Origin of the sequence: Pantoea sp. GbtcB22 (assembly GCF_019091025.1) — a bacterium.
Taxonomy (GTDB): Bacteria; Pseudomonadota; Gammaproteobacteria; order Enterobacterales; family Enterobacteriaceae; genus Pantoea; species Pantoea leporis.
In genome coordinates this window covers 1-26,474 of sequence record NZ_JAGXKB010000004.1, presented here as the reverse complement: position 1 = coordinate 26,474, position 26,474 = coordinate 1, and the positions used below count along the sequence as shown (strand labels likewise).

Genomic DNA, 26,474 nt, shown 5'->3' with positions numbered 1-26,474 from the left:
ATTTGGGGGTAACCTTTGCTGAAGTCTCGTCTGATTACCGCGTTAATTTTGATTCCGCTGGTGATCGCTGCACTGTTCTGGTTACCCCTGTCCGGTTTTGCGATTATCACTATCATCATCTGCATGCTTGCCGCCTGGGAATGGGGGCAGTTTGCCGGCATGAAAACGCGTCAGCAACGTATCTGGCTGGCCGTGCTTTGCGGCCTGTTGCTGTCCGCGATGCTCTTTACCCTTGAACCCTATCAACGCAATCTGCACCAATTCCAGATGGAAGGCTCGCTCTGGGCATCGCTGTTGTGGTGGATTGTCGCGCTCATCTTAGTACTGTTCTATCCCGCTTCTGCCGCGTTGTGGCGTCACTCACGTACGCTGCGCCTGCTGTTTGGCGTGCTCACCTTGATTCCGTTCTTCTGGGGCATGATGGCGCTGCGTCAGTATCATTACGATACTGACCATTTCGCCGGCGCATGGTGGCTGCTGTTCGTGATGTTCCTTGTCTGGGGCGCAGATTCCGGTGCTTACATGTTTGGTCGCCTGTTTGGCAAACACAAGCTGGCACCGAAAGTCTCTCCGGGTAAAACCTGGGAAGGTTTCTTCGGCGGCCTATTGTCATCTGCCATTATCGCCTGGCTGTTTGCTCTGCTGGCACCGCTTTCGGTGGCGCCGGGCACGCTAATTATCTGTGCGGTGATTGCGACGCTGGCATCGGTATTGGGCGACCTGACTGAAAGTATGTTCAAGCGTGAAGCGGGCATTAAAGACAGCGGTAACTTGATTCCGGGGCACGGTGGTATTCTCGATCGTATTGATAGCCTGACTGCTGCGGTGCCGGTGTTTGCCTGCCTGCTGCTGTTGGTGTTTCGCACCCTCTGAGGATAGCTGGCGATGTTGAGTATACTCTGGAGTTTTGCCGCCTTTATCGTGGCGCTTGGCGTGCTAATTACCGTGCACGAGTTTGGCCATTTCTGGGTGGCGCGCCGCTGCGGTGTTAAAGTTGAACGTTTCTCGATTGGCTTTGGTAAAGCGCTGTGGCGTCGCAGCGATCGTCAGGGCACCGAATATGTCATCGCGCTGATCCCTCTTGGCGGCTACGTCAAAATGCTCGACGAACGCGTTGAAAGCGTTCCCGCCGAGCTGCGTCATCAAGCCTTCAACAACAAAACCGTGCTGCAGCGTGCTTCGATTATCGCAGCCGGTCCTATCGCCAACTTCATCTTCGCCATCTTTGCTTACTGGGTCGTGTTTATTCACGGCGTGCCAGGTGTGCGTCCTGTGGTTGGTGAAATTCTGAACGGTTCCGTCGCTGCCGAAGCGCAAATTACCTCCGGCATGGAACTTAAAGCGGTAGATGGTATCGAAACGCCTGATTGGGATGCTGTGCGTATGGCGCTGATCGGTAAAATCGGCGACAGCGATGCCACGCTTACCGTCTCGCAATTTGGCGAAGAAGCCACGCAGCAAAAGCAATTAAATTTGCGCGATTGGCAATTTGAGCCTGATAAACAGGATCCGGTGGTCGCTTTAGGTATTCGTCCACGTGGGCCGCAGATTGAAACGACCTTAGCCGAAGTTCAGGCAAACTCACCGGCAAGCAATGCTGGTTTGCAAGCGGGCGATAGGATCGTTAAAGTCGATGGTCAGCCATTGTCACAGTGGCAGGCTTTTGCGGCACAGGTGCGGGATAATCCGGGCAAAAACATGGCGCTAGATATCGAGCGCAACGGCGAACCTGTGGCGTTGACGTTAACGCCGGAAGCGAAACCGGGCAATGAAGCGGAAGGCTTCGCGGGTGTCATCCCGCGTGTGATTCCGCTGCCTGATGAGTACAAAACGGTAAGGCAGTATGGACCTTTTGCGGCGATCGGCGAAGCCAGTGTAAAAACCTGGCAGTTGATGAAGCTAACAGTCTCCATGCTGGGCAAGTTGATAATCGGGGATGTGAAGCTGAATAACCTGAGCGGGCCGATTTCGATCGCGCAGGGTGCCGGGTTATCAGCTGAGTACGGGGTGATTTATTACCTGATGTTCCTGGCGCTGATCAGCGTCAACCTGGGCATCATTAACCTGTTCCCTCTGCCGGTTTTAGATGGTGGTCACCTGCTCTTTCTGGCGATCGAAAAGATCAAAGGTGGACCGGTGTCCGAGCGAGTTCAGGACTTTAGTTATCGCATTGGCTCAATATTGCTAGTGCTGTTAATGGGGCTTGCACTTTTCAATGATTTCTCACGTCTGTAATAGCTGGAACGCATACAGGCGCGGGATGTGTTAGGAAAACGCATAACAACGATGGCGATGAAAAAGTTGCTCATAGCGTCGCTGCTGTTTAGCAGCGCCACCGTTTACGGTGCAGACGATTTCGTAGTGAAGGACATTCATTTCGAAGGTCTCCAGCGAGTCGCCGTCGGCGCGGCTCTGCTCAGCATGCCGGTACGTGTCGGTGATACGGTGAATGACGATGATGTCAGAAACACCATTCGCTCACTGTTCGCCACCGGTAACTTTGAAGATGTGCAGGTTCTGCGTGACGGTACAACCCTGATTGTTCAGGTGAAAGAGCGTCCAACCATTGCCAACATCACTTTCTCCGGCAACAAAGCGGTGAAAGAAGATCAGCTGAAACAGAACCTCGAAGCCTCTGGCGTGCGCGTTGGCGAAGCGCTGGACCGCACCACGCTCTCTTCAATCGAGAAGGGTCTGGAAGACTTCTACTACAGCGTCGGTAAATACACCGCCAGCGTCAAAGCGATTGCTACGCCGCTGCCGCGCAACCGTGTGGATCTGAAATTCGTCTTCCAGGAAGGCGTTTCAGCGCAGATCCAGCAGATCAACATCGTCGGTAATAAAGCATTTACCTCTGACGAACTGATCTCGCGCTTCTCACTGCGTGACGAAGTGCCATGGTGGAACGTGGTGGGCGATCGTAAATACCAGAAACAGAAGTTAGCGGGCGATCTCGAAACCCTGCGCAGCTTCTATCTGGATCGCGGTTATGCGCGTTTCAACATCGATTCCACGCAGGTGAGCCTGACGCCAGATAAGAAAGGCATCTACATCACCGTGAACATTAACGAAGGCGATCAGTACAAGATTGCTGGCGTGATCGTGAACGGCAGCATGGCGGGCCATTCTGCTGAAATCGAAAAGATGACCAGGATTCCATCGGGTGAGCTGTATAACGGCACCAAAGTCACCCAGATGGAAGATGACATTAAGAAATTGCTGGGACGCTACGGTTACGCCTATCCGCGCGTAATGACGCAGCCAGAAATCAACGATGCTGATAAAACCGTCAAGCTGCATATCAACGTGGATGCGGGCAACCGTTACTACGTGCGTAAAGTGCGCTTTGAAGGTAACGACACCTCAAAAGATTCCGTACTGCGCCGTGAAATGCGTCAGATGGAAGGTGCCTGGTTGGGCAGCGATCTCGTCGATCAGGGTAAAGAGCGTCTGAATCGTACCGGTTACTTCGAAACCGTGGATGTGGATACGCAACGTGTTCCGGGTGCGCCGGATCAGGTTGATGTCGTCTACAAGGTGAAAGAGCGTAACACCGGTACTTTCAACTTTGGTGTCGGTTACGGTACTGAAAGTGGCGTCAGCTTCCAGGTGGGCGTGACCCAGGAAAACTGGCTCGGCACCGGTAACACTGTAGGCATCAGCGGTACCAAAAACGATTACCAGACCTATGCTGAGTTCTCACTGACCGATCCGTACTTCACGGTCGACGGCGTGAGCCTTGGCGGTCGTTTGTTCTACAACGACTTTAAAGCCGATAATGCGGATCTGTCTGACTATACCAACAAAAGTTATGGTCTCGACGGTACGCTAGGCTTCCCGGTCAATGAAAATAACACGCTGCGTGTTGGTTTAGGTTATGTGCATAACGACCTGTCCAACATGCGTCCTCAGGTTGCGATGTGGCGTTATCTGGATTCGGTCGGTCGCCATCAGGGCTTGAACGATGACGGTGATTTCTCTGCAGATGATTTCACCTTCAACTACGGTTGGACCTATAACACTTTAGACCGCGGCTTCTTCCCTACGCGCGGTAACCGTACCAACCTGAACGGTAAAGTGACGATTCCAGGCTCTGATAATGCGTTCTATAAAGCGACATTGGATAGCCAGCAATATGTACCGCTGAACCGCGATGGTACGTGGGTGGTGTTAGGCCGTGGCCGTGTAGGATATGGTGACGGACTTAATGGAAAAGAGATGCCGTTCTATGAGAACTTCTACGGCGGTGGTTCGAGCACGGTTCGTGGCTTCCAGTCCAACACCATTGGTCCTAAAGCTGCGTACCTGAACGATGGCTCGTCAAACTGTAATATCTCTGATCCAAACGGCGTCTGTAAGTCGGACGATGCGGTCGGTGGTAACGCCATGGCGATTGCCAGCCTGGAGCTGATTACGCCAACGCCGTTCCTGAGCGAGAAGTATGCGAATTCCGTGCGTACCTCGGTGTTTATGGATGCCGGTACCGTTTGGGATACCAAATGGCAGAACACTGCGGAAACACGCGCGGCGGGTGTGCCAGATTACAGCGATCCTAATAACATTCGCGTCTCTGCCGGTGTGGCACTGCAGTGGATGTCACCGTTAGGGCCGCTGGTCTTCTCATACGCCCAGCCGATGAAGAAAGTCGAGGGAGACAAGTCAGAGCAATTCCAGTTTAACATTGGTAAAACCTGGTAAGGCTCTGAGCAGGGAAGTGAAAATACCGTCTTGCACGCGTGCTGCCTGATAATGCGGCACGCTGCAAACACACACGTTGAGGTAAGGAGTTTATAGTGAAAAAGTTGTTCTGTGCTGCTGCTCTGGGTGTTGCATTAGCTGCTTCTGCGGGTGCCCAAGCGGCTGATAAAGTTGCCGTCGTTAACCTGAGCCAGGTTTTCCAGCAGTCTCCGCAGCGTGCCGCTGTTGCTAAACAGCTTGAAGGTGAATTCCAGAGCCGCGCCTCTGACCTCCAGTCTCAGCAGCAGAAGATCCAGCAAGAAATTCAGGATCTGCAGCGTAATGCATCGACCATGAAAGCGAGCGACCGCACCAAGAAAGAGAAGCAAATTTCTTCTGAGCGTGCTGCCTTTGAACAAAAAGCACAGGCTTTTGACAAAGACAACCAAACTCGTCAGATGCAGGAGCGTAACAAGCTGCTGGCTAAAATCCAGACCGCTGTTCAGTCTGTAGCGAAAAGCGAAGGTTACGATCTGGTTCTGGACTCTCAGGCCGTGCTGTACTCTTCTTCTGATGCTAAAGACATCACTGCTGACGTTGTAAAACAGGTTAAATAATTGATGTCATCAATTCGACTGGCTGATTTAGCCCAGCAGTTGGATGCAGAATTGCACGGAGATGGCGATATCGTCATCTCCGGCATTGCTTCTATGCAATCCGCCACAACTGGCCAAATCACTTTTCTTGCAAACAGCCGCTACCGCGAGCAGCTCGCTACTATCCAGGCTTCAGCCGTGGTGCTGACGGAAGCGGATCTGGAGTGGTGTAAAACGGCCGCCCTGGTGGTGAAAAATCCTTACCTGACTTATGCCCGCATGGCACAACTGCTGGACACAACGCCGCAGCCCGCGCAGAATATCGCGCCCAGCGCGGTGATCGCTGCAACGGCTAAGCTGGGTAACAACGTTTCGGTAGGCGCAAATGCGGTAATCGAGTCTGGCGTAGAGCTGGGTGACGACGTCGTTATTGGTGCAGGATGTTTTGTTGGTAAGCAGACGCGTATCGGTCGCGGCTCACGTTTGTGGGCTAACGTCACGATTTATCACGAAATCCAGATTGGTCAGGATTGTCTGATTCAGTCCGGCACCGTCATTGGTGCTGATGGTTTCGGGTATGCTAACGATCGCGGCAATTGGGTGAAAATCCCGCAGCTGGGTACCGTCGTGATTGGTGATCGGGTTGAAATTGGTGCCTGTACTACCATCGATCGCGGCGCGCTGGATAACACTCTGATCGGCAATGGTGTTATCATAGATAACCAGTGTCAGATTGCGCACAACGTCGTGATTGGTGATAACACCGCTGTTGCGGGTGGTGTGATCATGGCGGGTAGTCTGAAGATTGGACGTTACTGTATGATTGGCGGCGCCAGCGTCATTAACGGCCATATGGAAATCTGTGACAAAGTGACCGTAACGGGCATGGGCATGGTAATGCGCCCGATCACAGAGCCAGGCGTATATTCGTCGGGTATTCCACTGCAACCCAACAAAACCTGGCGTAAAACAGCAGCGCTGGTGATGAACATCGATGAAATAAGCAAACGCTTAAAAGCCATCGAACGTAAGGTCGGTAAAGACGACTAAACGCATCCCACGCTACTTGCTTTCATAACAAGAAGTGTACTTTCTTCCACCTTCGGTAACCCGAGAATGGCAGCAGGTATCGTAAGAAAGCGAAACGCCCCGAACTAATTTGCGGCCTGCGGAAGATCATTTTGATCGGTGCAGGCCGTGTTATTGATGCCATCAGATTTTTAGGACAGGAAGAGTATTTTGACTACTGAAACGCATACTCTGAAAATTGAAGAGATTTTAGAACTGCTGCCACATCGCTATCCTTTCTTGCTGGTTGATCGCGTGCTGGATTTTGAAGAGCATAAATATCTGCGCGCGGTGAAGAACGTTTCTGTTAACGAACCGTTTTTCCAGGGACATTTCCCTGGTAAGCCGATTTTCCCAGGCGTTCTGATCCTGGAAGCGATGGCGCAAGCGACCGGTATTCTGGCGTTCAAAAGCGTTGGGAAACTGGAACCAGGCGAACTCTATTACTTCGCTGGTATCGATGAAGCCCGTTTCAAACGTCCGGTTGTGCCGGGCGATCAGATGATCATGGAAGTGACCTTCGAGAAAACCCGTCGTGGTCTGACGCGCTTTAAAGGCGTGGCGACCGTGGACGGCAAAATTGTCTGTGAAGCGACCATGATGTGTGCCCGTAGCCGGGAGGCATAATAAGTGATTGATTCAACCGCCAATATCCATCCCAGTTCTGTCATTGAAGAGGGTGCCGTCATCGGCGCCAATGTTCACATCGGCCCGTTTTGCTTTATCGGCGCTAATGTGGAAATTGGTGAAGGAACCGTACTCAAATCGCACGTGGTGGTGAACGGCCACACGCGTATCGGCAAAGACAATCAGATCTACCAGTTCGCTTCCATCGGTGAAGTGAATCAGGACCTGAAATATGCGGGCGAACCGACGCGCGTTGAAATTGGCGATCGCAACCGCATCCGCGAGAGCGTCACCATTCATCGTGGCACTACGCAGGGCGGCAATGTGACCAAGGTCGGCAGCGATAACCTGCTGATGGTGAATGCTCACATCGCGCATGACTGCGTGATCGGTAATCGCTGCATCTTTGCTAACAATGCCACGCTGGGCGGTCACGTCACCGTTGATGATTTTGCGATTATCGGCGGCATGACGGCGGTACATCAGTGGTGCACCATTGGTGCTCACGTGATGGTTGGCGGTTGTTCAGGCGTCGCGCAGGATGTGCCGCCTTATGTCATTGCGCAGGGCAACCACGCAACGCCATACGGTATCAACATCGAAGGTCTGAAGCGTCGCGGCTTTAGCAAAGAAGCGCTGCATGCCATTCGCAATGCGTACAAACTGCTATACCGCAGCGGCAAAACGCTGGATGAAGTGAAACCAGAGATTGAAGAGCTGGCGAAACAACACAGTGAAGTACAGCCTTTCTATGACTTCCTTGCCCGTTCAACGCGTGGATTGATTCGTTAATCCATGTCAGCGCGTCCCCTCACGATTGCCCTGGTCGCCGGAGAAACCTCCGGCGATATTCTTGGTGCAGGTCTCATCCGTGCGTTAAAAGCGCGCCATCCTGATGCGCGCTTTGTTGGCGTGGCCGGTCCGCTGATGCAGGCCGAAGGCTGCGAAGCCTGGTATGAGATGGAAGAGCTGGCGGTGATGGGCATCGTCGAAGTGCTGGGACGCCTGCGGCGTCTGCTGAAAATTCGTCGTGACCTGACACAGCGCTTCACCGAACTCAAGCCGGATGTGTTCGTGGGCATTGATGCGCCGGATTTCAACATCACGCTGGAAGGTCGCCTCAAGCGCGCGGGCATTCGCACCATTCATTACGTCAGCCCTTCGGTTTGGGCATGGCGTCAAAAGCGCGTTTTCAAAATCGGCCGCAACACCAATCTGGTGCTGGCATTCCTGCCGTTTGAAAAAGCGTTTTACGATCGCTTTAACGTGCCGTGCCGCTTTATCGGCCACACCATGGCTGATGCGATGCCGCTGCAGCCCGATAAGCTGGCGGCGCGCCGCGAGTTAGGCATTGCTGACGAGGCGATTTGCCTTGGCTTGTTGCCGGGCAGTCGCGGTGCCGAAGTGGAAATGCTCAGCGCCGATTTCCTGCGCGCCGCGCAGCTGCTGCGTCAGCGCTATCCCACGCTGGAAATCGTGGTGCCGCTGGTGAACGCCAAACGCCGCGCGCAGTTTGAGCAGATCAAAGCGCAAGTTGCGCCAGAACTGCCGATGCATTTGCTGGATGGCAAAGGCCGCCAGGCGATGCTGGCCAGCGATGCCGCTATTCTTGCGTCTGGCACCGCTGCGCTGGAGTGCATGCTGGCGAAATGCCCGATGGTGGTTGGTTATCGCATGAAGCCGTCGACCTTCTGGCTGGCAAAACGTCTGGTAAAAACGCCGTACGTTTCCCTGCCAAATCTGCTGGCCGGTCGCGAGCTGGTGAAAGAGTTGCTGCAGGACGAATGCCAGCCCGACGCGCTCGCCGCGGCGCTGGAGCCGTTACTGCACGCTGGCCCGGAGCGCGAAGCGCTACTGAAAACCTTCACCGAACTGCATCAACAGATTCGCTGGAATGCCGATGAGCAGGCGGCGGATGCGGTACTGGAGATTATCAATGGCTGAATTTATCTATCCCAACGCGCAGCGGATTGCTGGCGTTGATGAAGTAGGGCGCGGCCCGCTGGTTGGCGCCGTGGTCACGGCGGCGGTGATCCTCGATCCCGCCAACCCGATAGCAGGACTGGCCGACTCGAAAAAGCTCTCCGAGAAGCGTCGTCTGGCGCTGTATGACGAGATCACAGAGAAGGCGCTGGCCTGGAGCCTTGGTCGTGCCGAGCCAGAGGAGATCGATCAGCTCAATATTCTGCACGCTACCATGCTGGCGATGCAGCGCGCGGTCGCGGGTTTGCAAATTGTACCGGACTTCGTACTGATTGATGGTAACCGTTGCCCGGCGCTGCCGATGCCCTCGCAGGCGGTGGTGAAGGGTGATAGCCTGGTGCAAGCGATCAGTGCTGCCTCGATCATCGCCAAAGTCACGCGCGATCGTGAAATGGCCGAACTGGATCTGCTGTTCCCGCAATATGGCTTTGCGCAACACAAAGGCTACCCAACCGCGCTGCACATGGAAAAGCTGACGCAGCACGGCGCCACACCTCATCATCGTCGCAGCTTTGCGCCGGTGCGTAACGCCTTGATTGATGCCGATGTGCTGGCAGCCCGCCAGCCAACTACGCTTTAATAGCCTGACGCTGTTTTAACCGGAAACTGATATGGCTGAACCTCGTTTTATACATCTGCGCGTCCACAGTGATTACTCCATGGTTGATGGTCTGGCGAAAACCGGACCCTTAGTCAAGAAGGCGGCTGCGCTGGGCATGCCGGCGATTGCTATTACCGATTACATCAACCTGTGCGGGCTGGTGCGTTTTTACGGCAGCGCGCACGGCGCGGGGATCAAGCCGATTATTGGTGCTGACTTCCAGGTTGCCAGCGAATTGATGGGCGATGAGCTGACACAGTTAACGCTGCTGGCGGCCAATAACACCGGTTATCAAAACCTGACCTTGCTGATTTCACGTGCATATCAGCGCGGTTACGGCATTGCGGGCCCAATCATTGATCGCGACTGGCTGCTGGAGCTGGGCGAAGGCCTGATTCTGCTGTCTGGCGGACGTCGCGGCGACGTGGGCCGCAGTCTGCTGCGCGGTAATAGCGCGATGGTAGCGCAGTGTTTGAGCTTTTATCAGGAACACTTCCCGAATCGTTATTACCTGGAATTGATGCGCACCGGTCGCGCCGATGAAGAAGCGTATCTGCATGCCGCCGTCGAGCTGGCGGTGGCCGAAGGCATTCCCGTCGTTGCCACCAACGAAGTGTGCTTCCTGAATGAAGAAGATTTTGATGCGCATGAAATCCGCGTCGCAATTCATGACGGCTATACGCTGGACGATCCCAAGCGTCCACGCAACTACAGTCCTCAGCAATATATGCGCAGTGAAGAGGAGATGTGCGAGCTGTTCTCGGACATTCCGGAAGCGCTGGAAAATAGCGTAGAGATTGCTAAGCGCTGTAACGTGACGGTGCGCCTCGGCGAATATTTCCTGCCGCAGTTCCCCACCGGTGACATGAGCACTGAAGACTTCCTCGTGGCGAAGTCACGTGAAGGCCTGGAAGAGCGTATGGAATTCCTCTTCCCGGATCCGGCGGTGCGCGCAGAAAAACGCGTGGAATATGATGAACGTCTGGAGATTGAACTCACTGTTATCAACCAGATGGGCTTCCCGGGCTACTTCCTGATCGTGATGGAGTTTATTCAGTGGTCGAAGGACAACGGCATTCCCGTCGGCCCAGGCCGCGGTTCGGGTGCCGGTTCATTGGTGGCGTATGCGCTGAAAATCACCGATATCGATCCGCTGGAGTTTGACCTGCTGTTCGAACGTTTCCTGAACCCGGAACGTGTGTCGATGCCTGACTTTGACGTTGACTTCTGCATGGAGAAGCGCGATCAGGTGATCGATCACGTGGCCGATATGTATGGACGCGATGCGGTATCGCAGATCATCACCTTCGGTACCATGGCGGCGAAAGCGGTCATCCGCGATGTGGGACGCGTACTCGGTCATCCGTACGGTTTTGTTGATCGTATCTCGAAACTGATCCCGCCGGATCCGGGCATGACGCTGGAGAAAGCCTTCCTGGCTGAACCGCAGCTGCCGGAGATCTACGAGGCTGATGAAGAGGTGAAAGCGCTGATCGACATGGCGCGCAAACTGGAAGGTGTCACGCGTAACGCCGGTAAACATGCCGGTGGTGTGGTGATCTCGCCGACCAAAATCACCGATTTTGCGCCGCTGTACTGCGATGAAAACGGGCAATTCCCGGTTACCCAGTTTGATAAGAATGACGTGGAATATGCCGGGCTGGTGAAGTTTGACTTCCTTGGCCTGCGTACGCTTACCATCATCGACTGGGCGCTGAAGATGATTAACCCGCGCCGTGAAAAGCAGGGTTTGCCACCGATTGATATCGCCGCCATTCCGCTGGATGACAAGAAAAGCTTTGATATGCTGCAGCGCTCGGAAACCACGGCGGTGTTCCAGCTTGAATCGCGCGGCATGAAAGATCTGATCAAACGTCTGAAGCCTGACTGCTTCGAAGATATGATCGCACTGGTTGCGCTATTCCGTCCGGGACCGCTGCAATCGGGCATGGTAGATAACTTCATTGACCGTAAGCACGGTCGCGAAGAGATCTCTTATCCGGATATTCAGTGGCAGCACGAAACCCTGAAGCCGGTGCTGGAGCCGACCTACGGCATCATTCTGTATCAGGAACAGGTGATGCAGATTGCGCAGGTGCTGTCTGGCTACACGCTGGGCGGCGCGGACATGCTGCGTCGTGCGATGGGTAAAAAGAAACCGGAAGAGATGGCGAAGCAGCGTTCGGTGTTCCGGGACGGTGCGGAGAAGATGGGCGTCGACGGTGAGCTGTCGATGAAAATCTTCGATCTGGTAGAAAAATTTGCCGGTTATGGCTTTAACAAGTCGCACTCCGCCGCTTACGCGCTGGTTTCCTATCAAACCCTGTGGCTGAAAGCGCACTATCCGGCAGAGTTCATGGCGGCCGTAATGACCGCTGATATGGATAACACCGAGAAAGTGGTTGGCCTGGTCGACGAATGCTGGCGCATGGGCCTTAAAGTGCTGCCGCCAGACATCAACTCCGGTTTGTATCCGTTCCACGTCAATGACGAAGGCGAGATCGTTTACGGCATCGGCGCGATCAAAGGCGTGGGTGAGGGCCCGATCGAAGCGATCATTGATGCGCGTAATGAAGGCGGCTACTTCAAAGAGCTGTTTGATCTCTGTGCGCGCACCGACACCAAAAAGATCAACCGTCGCGTAATGGAAAAACTGATCATGTCGGGCGCATTCGATCGTCTCGGCCCGCATCGCGCGGCTTTGATGAGTGCACTCGGCGATGCATTAAAAGCGGCCGATCAGCATGCTAAAGCCGAAGCCATCGGCCAGGCCGATATGTTTGGCGTGCTGGCCGAAGAGCCAGAGCAGGTAGAGAAATCCTACGCCAGCATCACGCCGTGGCCGGAACAAATTCAACTGGATGGCGAACGAGAGACTTTGGGTCTCTATCTTACCGGACATCCGATTAACCAGTATTTGAAAGAAATTGAGCGTTACGTCGGCGGCATGCGGCTGAAAGACATGCATCCGACAGATCGTGGTAAAGTAACCGTCGCGGCGGGGCTGGTGATTGCCGCCCGCGTGATGGTCACTAAACGCGGTAACCGAATTGGTATTTGTACCATTGACGATCGTTCTGGTCGTCTTGAAGTGATGTTATTTACCGATGCGTTAGATAAATACCAGCAGTTGCTGGAGAAGGACCGTATCCTGATCGTCAGTGGACAGGTCAGCTTTGATGACTTTAGCGGTGGCCTTAAAATGACCGCTCGAGAAGTGATGGACATCGACGAAGCGCGGGAAAAATACGCGCGCGGACTTGCTATCTCGCTGACGGACAGGCAAATTGATGACCAGCTTTTAAACCGTCTCCGCCAGTCTCTGGAGCCTCATCGTTCCGGGACCATTCCGGTGCATCTCTACTATCAGAGAGCCGATGCGCGAGCGAAGCTACGCTTTGGTGCAGCGTGGCGTATTTCGCCCAGCGATCGTTTACTCAACGATTTGCGGTCGTTAGTAGGATCGGAGCAGGTGGAACTGGAGTTTGACTAAAACAGGAACATTATGAGTCTTAATTACCTGGATTTTGAACAGCCAATCGCAGAGCTTGAAGCGAAAATCGACTCGTTAAAATCGATTGGCCGTTCGGATGAGAAACACGATATTAATTTGGATGAGGAAGTGCAGCGTTTACGCGAAAAAAGCGTTGAGCTGACCCGTAAAATCTTCTCCGATTTAGGCGCATGGCAAGTGGCGCAACTCGCGCGTCATCCGCTGCGTCCTTACACACTGGACTATATCCGCAACGCGTTTGATGATTTCGACGAACTGGCTGGCGATCGTGCTTATGCCGATGATAAAGCGATTGTCGGCGGTATTGCCCGTCTTGACGGTCGTCCAGTGATGATCATTGGTCATCAGAAAGGTCGCGAAACCAAAGAGAAAATTCGTCGTAACTTCGGTATGCCGGCACCAGAAGGCTATCGCAAAGCGCTGCGTCTGATGGAAATGGCTGAACGCTTTAAGATGCCGCTGATCACCTTCATCGATACGCCGGGAGCTTATCCGGGCGTGGGTGCAGAAGAGCGCGGTCAGTCAGAAGCGATCGCACGCAACCTGCGTGAAATGTCTGGCCTGAAAATTCCGGTAATTTGTACCGTAATCGGCGAAGGCGGTTCCGGTGGTGCGCTGGCAATCGGCGTGGGCGACAAAGTCAACATGCTGCAGTACAGCACCTATTCGGTGATTTCACCGGAAGGTTGTGCGTCGATCCTGTGGAAAAGCGCCGATAAAGCTCCGCTGGCTGCGGAAGCGATGGGTATCACAGCTGAGCGTCTGAAAGAGCTGAAGCTGATCGATTCCATCATTCCTGAGCCGCTGGGCGGTGCGCATCGTCAACCGGTAGATATGGCGGCTTCGCTTAAGCAGCAACTGCTGGCCGATCTGGCCGATCTCGATGTGCTGAGCACCGAAGAGTTGCTCAACCGTCGCTATCAGCGCCTGATGAACTACGGCTACGCTTGATACATCAGAGCTAAGCAAGAAGCGGACCCCGGTCCGCTTTTTTTATGTCGAACGAACACCATTCTGATCAGCCATCCGTAGGGTAACCATCCATGGCTACCTGGTTCGACGATTTCGCTGTGACTCCGGTGCAAGGTCCAGAAAAGACCAGCCCGATCGCAAAGAATAACTGCATCCATGCAGATCGGCCTCGCCATCCATGGCTCGGACGCTTTGCTCTTCGGGCTGCTCTTTCCTGTCCCCTTTGGCTTGATCGTGGCTTTTCTGGTGCATTAGCATTCGGTTGCAATCACTCAACAGCAGAGCATTCCAGGTTTATCCCCGCGCGCTTTTCGCTATCCTTATTCAGTGCCACAACACCACAGGAGGTGAGCATTGAATATTATTGCGATCATGGGACCGCACGGCGCTTTCTACAAAGATGAGCCTATTCGCGAACTGGATGCTGCCCTCAAGCTGCAAGGCTTCCAAACCGTTTACCCCAATAATGCCAGCGACCTGCTGAAGTTGATTGAACACAATCCGCGTATCTGCGGTGTGATTTTTGACTGGGACGATTACAGTCTGGCGCTGTGTAGCGACATCAATCAGCTTAATGAATATCTGCCGCTCTATGCCTTCATCAACACCCATTCGCAGATGGATGTCAGCATCAACGAGATGCGCATGGCGCTGCACTTCTTCGAGTATGCCCTGAGCGCTGCCGATGACATCGCGCTGCATATTCGTCAGTACACCGATGAGTACATCGATAACATCACGCCGCCGCTAACTAAAGCGTTGTTCACCTACGTCAAAGAGGGCAAATACACCTTCTGCACGCCGGGTCACATGGGCGGCAGCGCCTTCCAGAAAAGCCCGGTGGGCAGCCTGTTTTATGACTTCTTTGGCTCGAACACCTTAAAAGCGGATGTCTCGATCTCGGTCACGGAATTGGGTTCATTGCTCGATCACACCGGCCCGCATCTGGAAGCGGAGGAGTACGTTGCGCGCACCTTTGGCGCTGAGCAAAGCTACATGGTGACTAACGGCACCTCGACCTCGAACAAAATCGTCGGCATGTATGCGGCTCCATCGGGCAGCACGGTGCTGATTGACCGCAACTGCCATAAATCGCTGACCCATTTGCTGATGATGAGCGACATCATCCCAATCTGGCTGAAACCGACGCGCAACGCGCTGGGCATTCTGGGCGGCATTCCGCAGCGCGAGTTTACGCGTGACAGCATCCAGCAAAAGGTCAACGCCACGCCGCGCGCTAGCTGGCCAGTGCATGCGGTGATCACCAACTCAACCTACGATGGCCTGCTGTACAACACGCAGTTCATCAAACAGACGCTGGATGTGCCATCGATCCACTTTGATTCTGCGTGGGTGCCGTACACCAATTTCCATCCGATCTATGCCGGTAAAAGCGGCATGAGCGGCGATCGTACTCCCGGCAAAGTGATTTATGAAACGCAATCGACGCACAAACTGTTAGCGGCGTTCTCGCAGGCTTCGCTGATTCACATCAAAGGCGATTACGACGAGCACACCTTCAACGAAGCCTACATGATGCACACCACCACCTCGCCAAGCTACGCGATTGTCTCGTCGATTGAAACCGCGGCGGCGATGCTGCGCGGCAATCCGGGTAAGCGACTGATCAACCGCTCGGTTGAACGTGCGCTGCATTTCCGTCGTGAGATTCAACGCTTGCGGGAAGAGTCTGACGGCTGGTTCTTTGATATCTGGCAGCCAGAGCAGGTCGATCAGGCCGAATGCTGGCCGATCCAGCCGGGCGAGGAGGATTGGCACGGTTTCACCCATGCCGATCGCGATCATATGTATCTCGATCCGATCAAAGTCACCATTCTGACGCCGGGCATGAGCGAGCTGGGTAACATGGCGGAAGAGGGCATTCCAGCCGCGCTGGTGGCGAAGTTCCTCGATCAGCGCGGCATCGTGGTGGAGAAAACCGGGCCGTACAATCTGCTGTTCCTGTTCAGCATCGGCATCGATAAAACCAAAGCGATGAGCGTGCTGCGTGGGCTGACGGAGTTTAAGCGCGCATACGATCTCAACCTGCGGGTGAAAAATATGCTGCCGGATCTCTACGCTGAAGATCCCGACTTCTACCGCAACATGCGCATTCAAACGCTGGCGCAGGGTATTCATCAATTGATCCTGCAACATGATCTGCCGCGACTGATGTTGAAAGCGTTCGACGTACTGCCGGAGATGAAGATGACGCCGCATCAGGCATTTCAGCGCCAGGTAAAAGGTCAGGTGGAAACGGTGGATATTCGCGAGCTGGTGGGGCGCATTTCCGCCAACATGATTCTGCCGTATCCGCCTGGCGTGCCGGTGGTGATGCCGGGCGAGATGATCACCGAAGAGAGCCGTTCCGTACTCGATTTTCTGCTGATGCTATGCACCATCGGCCGGCACTATCCCGGCTTCGAGACCGACATTCACGGTGCGACGTTGACGGACGATGGGCGTTATCTGGTGCGCGTATTGCGTGAAGATGACGAAGGCTAACTTAGGACAATCACCTCTTTTCATGGCCGCATCTGCCACGTAGTGTAAGCGGCTTGTGTGAAAACCGGAGTCGCTATGCTGCAGATTAAACAGATCCATCACATCGCCATTATTGCCACCGATTATCAGCGCAGTAAGGCGTTTTATTGTGATGTGCTGGGCTTTGAATTGTTGGGTGAATATTACCGCGCCGAGCGTGACTCGTGGAAAGGCGATCTTGGCCTGAACGGGGTTTATACCATCGAACTGTTCTCTTTCCCCTCGCCGCCGCCACGCGTTAGTGGACCGGAAGCCTGCGGCCTGCGTCATCTGGCGTTTTGCGTTGAGGATGTTGAGCAGTCTATAGCGGCGCTGGCGGAGAAGGGCGTGACGTGTGAGCCGATTCGTATCGATGCGTTAACCGGTAAAGCCTGCACCTTCTTCCCCGATCCGGATGGTTTGCCGCTGGAGCTGTATCAGGCGTAAACTAGCGTCCGCCGCGAGCCGCAATTCGGTGGCTCGCCCGGACGGAACGCGCTCATGTCTTTATCTCATCTTGCTTCGCTGCTGACACCCGACGCTGGCTATGTGCTGGCGTTCAGCGGCGGACTTGATTCCACCGTGCTACTGCATCAATTGGTCTGCTGGCAACGTCAGCAGCCAGCGCTACGCGTGCGCGCGTTACACGTCCATCATGGTCTTAGCCCGAATGCCGATAGCTGGGCGCTGCATTGCCAGCAAGTTTGCCAGCAGTGGCAGATTCCCTGTGAAGTGCTGCATGTGCAGGTTGATGGCCGCGCCAACGGCATTGAAGCGGCTGCCCGCGAAGCACGCTATCAGGCGCTGTTTCAGCATCTGCAACCCGGTGAACACTTACTTACCGCTCAGCACCTTGACGATCAGGCGGAAACGCTGCTGCTGGCGTTAAAACGCGGCAGCGGACCGGCGGGTTTGGCCGCGATGCCGCTGCAGCGCAGCGTGGGTGAACATCGGCATCTGCGTCCGTTGCTCGACGTTAGCCGTCAGCAGCTGGAAAACTATGCTGCCGAGCATCAACTGCGCTGGATTGAAGATGAAAGCAACGCCGATAGCCGCTATGACCGCAACTTCCTGCGTCAGCAGATTCTGCCGCAGCTGCAGGCGCGCTGGCCGCACTTCAGTGCCGCCAGTGCACGCAGCGCCGCGCTCTGTGGCGAGCAGGAGCAACTGCTCGACGAGTTGCTGGCTGAACAGCTGGCGCAGCTTAGCGATGCGCAGGGCGCGCTGCACTTCCCGCCGTTAATGAACATGAGCGAAGCGCGGCGTCATGCGCTGTTACGCCGCTGGATTGCTCAACAGGGCGGCGCGATGCCTTCGCGCGAGGCATTGAAACGCATCACCGATGAAGTCATCAACAGCCGTGAAGACGCCAAACCTTGCTTGCGTTTCGGCGCTTTTGAGCTGCGCCGCTATCGCCAGCAACTCTATTGGTTACCGCCGCAGCCTTCACTTAGTCAGCACTTGCTAACCTGGCAAGACCGCACGCAGCCGCTTAATTTACCCGCTGGTTTAGGTTCGCTGCACGCGAATGCGTGGATTGCCGAGCTGCGCCAGCCTGCAGCGGATGAAGCGATCACGATCCGCTTTCAGGCGCAGGGTTATTATCATATACAGGGGCGCGCAGGTGGCCGCGAGATGAAGAAGCTGTGGCAAGAGCTGGGCGTTGCGCCCTGGCAGCGCGAACGTATTCCGTTGATTTATTTTAACCAGACGTTAATTAGCGCGCCGGGGCTGTTTATTACCCGCGAAGGCGCAGCCAGCAACGAGCAAGGCTGGCAGGCGGTCTGGTCACCACAACAATAAAATGGAGAGCAATGATGAAACTTTTGACGGCCGCGGCGTTATTCGCTGCGGCGCTGCCGGCGTTGGCCGATGGCGATGTGAATGCGGGTGCGCAAAAAGCGGCCAGCTGTATGGCGTGTCACGGTGCGGAGGGCAAAAGCGCGGTGCCGCTTTATCCCAATCTGGCCGGGCAACATGCGCCTTATCTGCTGCATTCACTGCAAGCCTATAAAAAAGGCGAGCGGAGCGGCGGCCAGGCGGAAGTGATGAAAGCGTTTGTAGCGGGATTGAGCGATCAGGATATGGCAGATTTATCGGCGTATTACAGTTCGTTAAAACCTTAAGCGAGGTGGGCGGGATGTGATTCCCGCCCGAGAGAGGTTTTACTCGTCTTCGCTGACGACGACGGTGCCCAGCTCCGGATGTGTGAAGCTGGCGATGTGGTCGAGCCGCACTTCGCGGGTCTCGCCTGAAAGATCGACGGCAAGGTACTCGACGTTTTTACGTGAGACCATGTCCACGGCTTTGGCCTTGAGCTGATCGCCGTTTTTTAACTCTAACGACAGCGTCCAATGTTTTTGGCAGGCGAGTTCAAGGTTGTCGTAATCATCGCAGTTGATGGGTTTGTAGGCTTCATTCGTCAACATAGTCGCTCACCAATAAGTTTGCAGCGGCATACGCTGCTTGTTCCCTGAGAGAAGAGTTTAGCGCAGAATCAGCGGCAATATCGTTGAGAGCCTTCAACGCACAACCTATGGCGTCTGGCACATACCCAAGGTCGCCGCTACCAATTTCGGCATACTTCTGGCGAACTAACTCACAATACTTTTGCACATACACCTCCTCAGCAGAGTTGATACTCTGGATGATAGGCGACTATATCACAGGAATTTCATCGAAATCAGCCCGGTCGTCACGGGAATGATGCAAGCAAATGGGCAAAAGTGACATTTCGCGCTGGTCTTATGCATTCAGCGTGCGCACAAAAGGTTAAGTTGATGAACAGGTTATTACGCGACGCAACGTCGAGCCAAACGGTAGGTGACAGATGATTGTGCTGTCTCGATCGCTTTCACTTGCAGATAATGAAGTGGAACTCAGTGCCATCCGTGCGCAAGGTGCCGGTGGCCAGCATGTGAATAAAACGTCGACGGCGATTCACCTGCGATTTGATATTCATGCCTCATCGCTGCCGCCGTTTTATAAAGAGCGGCTGCTGGCGGCGAGCCATCATTTGATTACCGCGGAAGGCGTGGTGATCATCAAAGCACAGGAACATCGCAGCCAGGAAATGAATCGGGAAGCGGCCGTGCAGCGGCTGATAAATCTGATTCGGGAGTTAACCACGGTGGAAAAAGTGCGGCGTGCGACCAAACCGACGCACGGCTCTAAAGTGAGGCGGCTGGAAGGTAAAACGCGGCGCAGTAACGTGAAGGCGATGCGCGGAAAGGTGCAATAAAAAACGCCTCCGGCTGGAGGCGTTTTAGCGTTACTTGTTGAGTGCTTTCACCAGGAAGTCGACGATGTCATGTTGCTTAATCATCTGCTTCTCGCTGGCGGTACGCGCCTTGTACTCAATCTCTTCGTTATCGAGATTACGATCGCCAATTACGATGGTGTGCGGCACGCCAATCAGCTCCATATCCGCGAACATCACGCCTGGACGCTCTTTGCGGTCATCCAGAATCACGTCAATGCCTTTGGCACGCAGCGTGTTGTACAGCGCTTCAGCCAACTGCTGCACACGGAAAGATTTGTGCATATTCATTGGCAGAATGGCCACTTCAAACGGTGCCAATGCCGCAGGCCAGATGATGCCACGTTCGTCGTTGTTCTGCTCAATTGCCGCCGCCACAACGCGCGTAATACCGATGCCGTAACAGCCCATGGTCATCACCTGGTTACGACCATCTTCGCCCTGAACCGCTGCTTTCATCGCTTCGGAGTACTTGGTACCCAGCTGGAAGATGTGGCCCACTTCGATACCGCGTTTAATCAGCAGCGTACCTTTGCCGTCTGGGCTTGGATCGCCTTCCACCACGTTACGGATATCTTCCACGCGCGGTTCTGGCAGATCGCGGCCCCAGTTGATGCCGCTCAGGTGTTTGCCATCAATGTTGGCACCCGCGCAGAAGTCAGCTGTTTTTGCCACAGTACGATCGGCGATCACTGGCATGGTCAAACCGACCGGGCCGAGCGAGCCTGGACCGGCACCCAGCAGCGCGCGAATCTGTTCTTCGCTCGCCATCTCCAGCGGTTCAGCGACGATATCCAGCTTCTCCGCTTTAATTTCGTTCAGCTGATGATCGCCGCGCAGCAGCAGGGCAACCAGCGTGTGGCCGCTCTCTTCGGTGGCTTTGACGAACAGCGTCTTAACGGTTTTCTCAATCGGCAACTGATGTTGCTCAACCAGCTCGGCGATAGTTTTGGCGTTTGGCGTATCGAACTGCGTCATGGCTTCTGTGGCCTGCGGACGCTCGCCAGCCGGCGCTAAGGCTTCGGCTTTCTCAATGTTGGCCGCGTAATCAGATTCGCTGGAGAAGATCACGTCATCTTCACCGCTCAGCGCCAGCACCTGGAATTCATGTGATGCGCTGCCGCCGATAGAACCGGTGTCAGCTTGTACGGCGCGGAAATCCAGGCCCATACGGCTGAAGCTCTGGCTGTAGGCGCGGTACATCGCGTCGTAGGTTTCCTGCAGCGATTCCTGCGTGGTGTGGAACGAGTAAGCATCTTTCATGATGAACTCGCGTGAACGCATCACACCAAAACGCGGGCGCACTTCATCGCGGAATTTGGTCTGGATCTGATACAGATTGAGCGGCAGCTGTTTATAAGAGCTCAGCTCGTTGCGGATCAAATCGGTGACCACTTCTTCGTGGGTTGGACCCAGCACGAAGGGACGTTCGTGACGATCTTTAATGCGCAGCAGTTCCGGGCCGTATTGCTCCCAACGGCCGCTCTCTTCCCACAGATCGGCAGGCTGAACCACCGGCATGGAGATCTCAATCGCACCGGCGTTGTTCATCTCTTCACGCACGATGTTTTCAACTTTTCGCAGCACGCGAATCCCGGTCGGCAACCAGGTGTAGAGACCGGAAGCCAGTTTGCGGATCATGCCGGCGCGCAGCATCAGCTGGTGGCTGATCACTTCTGCATCGGAAGGTGTCTCCTTCAGAGTGGAGAGCAGATATTGAGTAGTACGCATTGATTACGATTCCAGTTATACGGAAGGAAACTGACAAATTTTTCTGGCGGCTAGTGTACCAGCGAGATCAATCACTCAAAAGCGGGTTTTAACGGGGATCGAGGGCGATCACCTCGGTTCCTGCCTCATCAATGCGCCAGCGCACGTTAAAGTCGAGTAGCCAGGCGGCATATTCACGATCTTCCGTCACACCTTTACGGTAAGCCGGGCGCGGATCCTGTGCCAGCACTTCGCTAATGAAACGCGCTAGCTGCGGATGGGTTTTCTGCTGCAGCTGAAGCTGGCTCTGCGCCAGCGGCGAAAAGCGCACCGGCATGGTGGCATCAGGCGCCGCCTGCGCAAACCCGGCGCGCGCATCAGGCAGCGCTTCGGCGAACGGCAGATAAGGTTTGATATCCACCACCGGCGTGCCATCGACTAAATCGAGGCTGCCGAGCTGCAAGATCACCTGCTGCTTCTCGCAGCGAATGCCTTTTAACTCAACCAGCGACATGCCGATAGGATTGGGGCGAAAGGTTGAACGGGTGGCGAACACGCCCATACGCGCATTGCCACCGAGGCGCGGTGGACGCACGGTCGGACGCCAGCCACCTTCCATCGTTTGGTGGAACACAAACAGCACCCACAAATGACTAAACGCTTCCAGCCCGCGTACCGCTTCCGGCTGATTGTAAGGTGGTAGCAGATGCAGCTCGCCGCCGCCATCCTGCACCAGACCGGGCTGGCGCGGAACGGCAAACTTCTCTTTCCACGGCGAACGAATTACGCCGATTTGCGCAAAGGCAAACTCACTCATTGATTTGATACTTTCAGTGCGGAGCCCTGGCAAATGGCCTGGCGATAGCATCCCGGCGTGCTGGTGACAATTTCGCACTTATGCAGCAGGACGGCGTTGGCTTTCATGCCGGCTGCGCGAATCTGCAGGCGCTTGCGCGCGGTGTTGATGTTAGGAGGCGAATCCTGGCTGCTGCTCTGGCAATCTTCAGCAGAGACTTCGCCCAAATCGCGGAACGGGTTGCTGACCAGATCGGTCGCATCGGTGTAGATCTTCACCGGCGCGGGACGTGGAGTCGGTTTACGTTGTGGTTCGCTGGATGCCTGTTGCGGACGAGAAGGAGCACTGCTTATCGGGTGATATTCACGCACACACCCGGTTAGCATCAATGCTAACAAGCAGAGCGGTAAAAAACGCATGGCAACATCCTCAAGTAATAAAAAAGTGGCGTTATTGAAACAAGGACGACAATAAATAACAAGTCAGGTGCAATTTATGGCAAAAGAAAGGGCGGCCGAAGCCGCCCTGCAAGGAATGAAAGGTGAACATTACCAGCCTTTCACTGCGCCGCCGTTGAAGATCTTGTTGGCCGCTTCAGACACTTCGTCTGATTGGTAAGCCTGCACAAACTTCTTCACGTTCTCAGCGTCTTTGTTGTCTTCACGGCTAACAATCAGGTTCACGTAAGGTGAATCTTTGTCTTCCACGAAGATGCCATCTTTCGCTGGCGTCAGACCAATCTGGCTGGCGTACGTGGTGTTGATCACCGCCAGTGCGATCTGCTGGTCGTCAAGTGAACGTGGCAGCTGCGGCGCTTCCAGCTCAACAATCTTCAGCTTTTTCGGGTTCTCAATGATATCCAGTGAGGTTGGCAGCAGGCCAACGCCATCTTTCAGTTTGATCAGGCCGACTTTCTGCAGCAGCAGCAGTGAACGTCCCAGGTTGGTTGGATCGTTCGGGATAGCAACCTGTGAACCGTCCTGCAGTTCATCCAGTGATTTGATTTTCTTAGAGTAGCCGGCGATTGGGTAAACGAAGGTGTTCGCTACGATGGCCAGCTTGTAACCGCGATCTTTGATCTGCTGATCCAGATACGGCTTATGCTGGAAGGCGTTAACGTCAATATCACCTTTGCTCAGCGCTTCGTTTGGCAGCACGTAATCGTTAAAGGTAACCAGCTCAACATCGAGGCCATATTTCTCTTTCGCCACTTTCACTGCAGTCTCAGCAACCTGCTGCTCAGCGCCGACAATCACACCCACTTTAATGTGGTTTGGATCTTTTGCTTTCTGATCGCATCCTGCCAGCGCAATTGCGCCAATCAGAGCACCCACAGCGGCAATCTTTTTAAATGTAAAAGACATATCCTTTCCTTAATAGAGGACTATTGATGTTGCTTGCTTACTTATGGGACACAGCACGTACAATGCGGTCGCCACAGAATTGGATTAAATAGACCAGCACAACCAGCAAAACCAGCACGGTGTTCATTACGGTGGCGTTATAGCCAATGTAACCGTATTGATAGCCAATCTGGCCCAAACCGCCTGCGCCAACCGCTCCGCCCATTGCGGAGTAGCCAACCAGCGTAATCAGGGTAATTGTAGCGGCATTCACCAGACCTGGCAGCGCTTCCGGCAGCAGGACTTTACGCACGATCTGCAGCGGCGTGGCGCCCATGGCGCGAGATGCTTCGATCAATCCGGTTGGCAGTTCCAGCAGGGCGTTTTCCACCATACGTGCAATAAACGGCGCGGCGCCGACGGTTAGCGGCACAATCGCGGCTTGCAGGCCAATCGAGGTGCCGACAATGGCGCGAGTGAATGGAATCATCCATACCAGCAGGATAATGAACGGAATCGAACGGAAGATATTCACCAGCGCGGACAGCACGCGATAAAGCGCGTTGTTGGCCAGAATCTGGCCGGGACGCGTCACATACAGCAGCACGCCAATCGGAAGACCGAGGACAAAACCAAAGAAACCAGAGACGAAGGTCATCATCAGCGTTTCCCAGACGCCACGCGTCAGTAACCACATCATCGCTTCAGACATAACCCAACACCTCTACTTTCACATGATTTTCTTTCAGCCAGGCAATCGCGGCTTGTGTATCTGTTTCACTGCCATCCATCTCAGCCAGCATGATGCCGAACTTCACGCCGCCGGCGTAATCCATCTGCGCACTGATGATGTTGTTATTAACGTTAAAGCGGCGAGCCGATTCTGACAGTAGCGGAGCATCCACCGATTTGCCGGTGAACTCGAGACGCAGCAGCGGCACGCTATCAGCTGTTGGCTGTGGCGCCATGCGTTGCTGGTAGTCGTCGGGGATATCCAGATGCAGCGTCGATTGAATGAATTGTTGCGCCAGCGGCGTTTTCGGATGCGAAAACACTTCGCTCACGCTGTCTTTTTCAATTAACTCACCATTGCTGATCACCGCAACCTGATCGCAGATGCGTTTCACCACATCCATTTCATGGGTGATCAATAGAATGGTAATGCCCAGACGACGGTTAATGTCCTTAAGCAGCTCCAGAATCGAACGCGTGGTTGCAGGATCCAGGGCGCTGGTGGCTTCATCACACAGCAGCACCTTAGGATTGCTCGCCAGTGCGCGGGCAATCGCAACACGCTGCTTTTGTCCGCCAGAGAGATTCGCTGGCCAGCTATCATGCTTGTCAGATAATCCCACCAGATCCAGCAATTCGCTAACGCGCTTCTTTATCTGTTCGCGCGAAAGATTGCCTAACTCTAATGGCAGCGCCACGTTACCGGAGACGGTGCGGGAGTTCATCAGATTAAAGTGCTGGAAAATCATGCCAATCTGGCGGCGTGCCCGCGTCAATTGGCCAGAAGAAAGGGTGGTTAATTCCTGGCCATCAACCAGCACGCGTCCGGAGGTTGGGCGCTCCAGCAGATTGACGCAGCGAATCAGGGTACTTTTACCGGCTCCAGAGGAACCGATGACGCCATAGATCTGTCCAGCAGGCACGTGCAGGCTGACGTTGGACAGCGCCTGAATGGTGCGTGAGCCTTGCTGGAATACTTTGGTGATATTTTCGAGTTTAATCATTAGTTTATTTATTATCGTGTTGCATAATCCGTGGTGTATGGGGCTTCACTCAGCAGGGCTGTGCGAAATTTGGATGGATGTTAAGGCATCCAGACGGCTAAATCAATGGAAGTCATTCAAACTGCCATTCTCTCGCTATACGCAATCATGCGATACTTAGCGACACATTTTCAGCAGGAGTTTCTACGTGGCGAACAAAGTCCCGGCTATTTTTCTTGATCGTGATGGCACATTGAATGTTGATCACGGCTATGTTCATGAAATCGATAATTTCGAATTCATTGATGGCACCATCGAAGCGCTACAGGCGTTAAAGAAAATGGGCTATGCGCTGGTACTGGTGACTAACCAGTCGGGCATTGCGCGTGGCATGTTTACCGAAGACCAGTTTATGCAACTCACAGAATGGATGGATTGGTCGCTGGCCGATCGTGATGTTGATTTGGATGGCATCTATTTCTGTCCGCATTTGCCAGATGCACCGGTAGAAGCGTATCGCCAGCAGTGTGATTGCCGTAAGCCGCAGCCGGGCATGTTGCTCTCCGCGCAGCAGCATCTGGATATCGATATGGCTTCTTCTTATATGGTAGGCGACAAAATAGAAGATATGCAGGCGGCGCTAGCAGCGGGTGTGGGTACCAAAGTACTGGTGCGTAGTGGCAAGCCGGTAACGGCAGAAGGGGAAGCAGTGGCGGATTGGGTGATTAACAGTCTGGCAGAGCTGCCAGCACGTATCAAAAAGGCCTGAAAACGGGCCTTTTGCGCAAATTTCAAGCGAACAGCAAAAAACTTGAAATTTGCACTTGTCAGCTCCGAATAACTCCCTATAATGCGCCACCACTGAGACGGCAAAGCGGCAACGCAGACGGCTCGGCAGGGAGTGAAGAAATTCATCCCGCCGGATGAAAACGCTGAAAAAAGTGTTTGACTCCGAAGGAGAGTAGCGTAGTATACGCCACCTCGCGACAGACGGTTCAGCCGCTGTTCGCAACGCTCTTTAACAATTTATCAGACAATCTGTGTGGGCACTCGCAGGATTGATATCCGCGTCTCCGGACGCAAAAAAATA

25 protein-coding genes are annotated in these 26,474 nt (G+C 54.3%); 17 read left to right on the top strand and 8 right to left on the bottom strand.

The annotated features are described in order from the left end of the window. Positions 1-15 precede the first annotated feature (15 nt). The 15 genes from cdsA (at position 16) to KVT28_RS14425 (ending at position 18,687) form a co-directional block, all read left to right on the top strand. Positions 16-873: a phosphatidate cytidylyltransferase gene (gene cdsA, locus KVT28_RS14495; protein ID WP_101762046.1), complete on the top strand. Its 858-nt coding sequence runs from the start codon at positions 16-18 to the stop codon at positions 871-873. Between the two features lie 12 nt (positions 874-885). Then, the gene (gene rseP / locus KVT28_RS14490) at positions 886-2,235 is read left to right on the top strand and encodes a sigma E protease regulator RseP (RefSeq protein ID WP_101762045.1); all 1,350 of its coding nucleotides are present in this window, start codon (positions 886-888) and stop codon (positions 2,233-2,235) included. 51 nt (positions 2,236-2,286) lie between these two features. Beyond that, entirely contained in the window at positions 2,287-4,698 is a 2,412-nt protein-coding gene (gene bamA, locus KVT28_RS14485; protein ID WP_101762044.1) for an outer membrane protein assembly factor BamA, read from the top strand. A 95-nt stretch (positions 4,699-4,793) separates the two neighbouring features. Continuing rightward, a complete protein-coding gene (locus KVT28_RS14480) occupies positions 4,794-5,294 on the top strand; it encodes an OmpH family outer membrane protein (protein ID WP_007893920.1) in 501 nt (166 codons plus the stop codon). A gap of 3 nt (positions 5,295-5,297) precedes the next feature. Further along, on the top strand, positions 5,298-6,323 hold the full coding sequence (gene lpxD, locus KVT28_RS14475) for a UDP-3-O-(3-hydroxymyristoyl)glucosamine N-acyltransferase (RefSeq protein WP_101762043.1): 1,026 nt from the start codon (positions 5,298-5,300) through the stop codon (positions 6,321-6,323). 189 nt (positions 6,324-6,512) lie between these two features. Beyond that, positions 6,513-6,968 (top strand): 3-hydroxyacyl-ACP dehydratase FabZ, encoded by a 456-nt coding sequence (fabZ, locus tag KVT28_RS14470; RefSeq protein ID WP_007893924.1) that lies wholly within the window; start codon positions 6,513-6,515, stop codon positions 6,966-6,968. Between the two features lie 3 nt (positions 6,969-6,971). Next, on the top strand, positions 6,972-7,760 hold the full coding sequence (lpxA, locus tag KVT28_RS14465; RefSeq protein WP_217549046.1) for an acyl-ACP--UDP-N-acetylglucosamine O-acyltransferase: 789 nt from the start codon (positions 6,972-6,974) through the stop codon (positions 7,758-7,760). 3 nt (positions 7,761-7,763) lie between these two features. After that, a complete protein-coding gene (gene lpxB / locus KVT28_RS14460) occupies positions 7,764-8,912 on the top strand; it encodes a lipid-A-disaccharide synthase (RefSeq protein WP_101762041.1) in 1,149 nt (382 codons plus the stop codon). Further along, positions 8,905-9,531, top strand: a complete 627-nt coding sequence (gene rnhB, locus KVT28_RS14455; protein ID WP_101762040.1) for a ribonuclease HII — start codon at positions 8,905-8,907, stop codon at positions 9,529-9,531. The genes lpxB and rnhB overlap by 8 nt, the downstream gene beginning before the upstream one ends. Positions 9,532-9,562: 31 nt before the next feature. After that, positions 9,563-13,045 (top strand): DNA polymerase III subunit alpha, encoded by a 3,483-nt coding sequence (dnaE, locus tag KVT28_RS14450; RefSeq protein WP_101762039.1) that lies wholly within the window; start codon positions 9,563-9,565, stop codon positions 13,043-13,045. A 12-nt stretch (positions 13,046-13,057) separates the two neighbouring features. After that, on the top strand, positions 13,058-14,017 hold the full coding sequence (gene accA, locus KVT28_RS14445) for an acetyl-CoA carboxylase carboxyl transferase subunit alpha (protein WP_101762038.1): 960 nt from the start codon (positions 13,058-13,060) through the stop codon (positions 14,015-14,017). Between the two features lie 375 nt (positions 14,018-14,392). Then, on the top strand, positions 14,393-16,543 hold the full coding sequence (locus KVT28_RS14440) for a lysine decarboxylase LdcC (RefSeq protein ID WP_217549044.1): 2,151 nt from the start codon (positions 14,393-14,395) through the stop codon (positions 16,541-16,543). A gap of 75 nt (positions 16,544-16,618) precedes the next feature. Then, positions 16,619-17,008, top strand: coding sequence for a VOC family protein (locus KVT28_RS14435; protein ID WP_008108470.1), 390 nt, complete (start codon positions 16,619-16,621; stop codon positions 17,006-17,008). A gap of 54 nt (positions 17,009-17,062) precedes the next feature. Further along, entirely contained in the window at positions 17,063-18,364 is a 1,302-nt protein-coding gene (gene tilS, locus KVT28_RS14430) for a tRNA lysidine(34) synthetase TilS (RefSeq protein ID WP_217549042.1), read from the top strand. Positions 18,365-18,378: 14 nt separating this feature from the next. Beyond that, complete coding sequence (locus KVT28_RS14425; protein ID WP_217549331.1) at positions 18,379-18,687, top strand: cytochrome c; 309 nt, start codon at positions 18,379-18,381, stop codon at positions 18,685-18,687. A 39-nt stretch (positions 18,688-18,726) separates the two neighbouring features. Here the strand turns inward: KVT28_RS14425 and rof are convergent, their stop codons facing one another. Both rof and KVT28_RS14415 read right to left on the bottom strand, forming a co-directional pair. Then, complete coding sequence (gene rof, locus KVT28_RS14420) at positions 18,727-18,990, bottom strand: Rho-binding antiterminator (RefSeq protein ID WP_101762034.1); 264 nt, start codon at positions 18,988-18,990, stop codon at positions 18,727-18,729. Continuing rightward, entirely contained in the window at positions 18,977-19,177 is a 201-nt protein-coding gene (locus KVT28_RS14415) for a YaeP family protein (RefSeq protein ID WP_036622231.1), read from the bottom strand. The genes rof and KVT28_RS14415 overlap by 14 nt, the downstream gene beginning before the upstream one ends. Before the next feature lie 214 nt (positions 19,178-19,391). Between KVT28_RS14415 and arfB the strand changes: the two genes are divergently transcribed. Further along, the gene (gene arfB / locus KVT28_RS14410) at positions 19,392-19,802 is read left to right on the top strand and encodes an alternative ribosome rescue aminoacyl-tRNA hydrolase ArfB (RefSeq protein ID WP_101762033.1); all 411 of its coding nucleotides are present in this window, start codon (positions 19,392-19,394) and stop codon (positions 19,800-19,802) included. Between the two features lie 30 nt (positions 19,803-19,832). On the opposite strand, the gene proS is transcribed toward arfB, so the two are convergent. The 6 genes from proS to metN all read right to left on the bottom strand — a co-directional run bounded on the left by proS (position 19,833) and on the right by metN (position 25,405). Beyond that, positions 19,833-21,551: a proline--tRNA ligase gene (gene proS / locus KVT28_RS14405; protein WP_101762032.1), complete on the bottom strand. Its 1,719-nt coding sequence runs from the start codon at positions 21,549-21,551 to the stop codon at positions 19,833-19,835. 88 nt (positions 21,552-21,639) lie between these two features. Next, positions 21,640-22,347 (bottom strand): tRNA (N6-threonylcarbamoyladenosine(37)-N6)-methyltransferase TrmO, encoded by a 708-nt coding sequence (gene tsaA, locus KVT28_RS14400; RefSeq protein ID WP_101762031.1) that lies wholly within the window; start codon positions 22,345-22,347, stop codon positions 21,640-21,642. Next, on the bottom strand, positions 22,344-22,745 hold the full coding sequence (rcsF, locus tag KVT28_RS14395) for an Rcs stress response system protein RcsF (protein ID WP_101762030.1): 402 nt from the start codon (positions 22,743-22,745) through the stop codon (positions 22,344-22,346). The genes tsaA and rcsF overlap by 4 nt, the downstream gene beginning before the upstream one ends. A 129-nt stretch (positions 22,746-22,874) precedes the next feature. Beyond that, positions 22,875-23,690, bottom strand: a complete 816-nt coding sequence (locus KVT28_RS14390; protein WP_101762029.1) for a MetQ/NlpA family lipoprotein — start codon at positions 23,688-23,690, stop codon at positions 22,875-22,877. A 37-nt stretch (positions 23,691-23,727) separates the two neighbouring features. Further along, a complete protein-coding gene (locus tag KVT28_RS14385) occupies positions 23,728-24,381 on the bottom strand; it encodes a methionine ABC transporter permease MetI (protein WP_101762028.1) in 654 nt (217 codons plus the stop codon). After that, on the bottom strand, positions 24,374-25,405 hold the full coding sequence (metN, locus tag KVT28_RS14380; RefSeq protein ID WP_217549040.1) for a methionine ABC transporter ATP-binding protein MetN: 1,032 nt from the start codon (positions 25,403-25,405) through the stop codon (positions 24,374-24,376). The genes KVT28_RS14385 and metN overlap by 8 nt, the downstream gene beginning before the upstream one ends. A gap of 187 nt (positions 25,406-25,592) precedes the next feature. Between metN and gmhB the strand changes: the two genes are divergently transcribed. Next, on the top strand, positions 25,593-26,153 hold the full coding sequence (gmhB, locus tag KVT28_RS14375) for a D-glycero-beta-D-manno-heptose 1,7-bisphosphate 7-phosphatase (protein WP_101762026.1): 561 nt from the start codon (positions 25,593-25,595) through the stop codon (positions 26,151-26,153). Positions 26,154-26,474 lie beyond the last annotated feature (321 nt).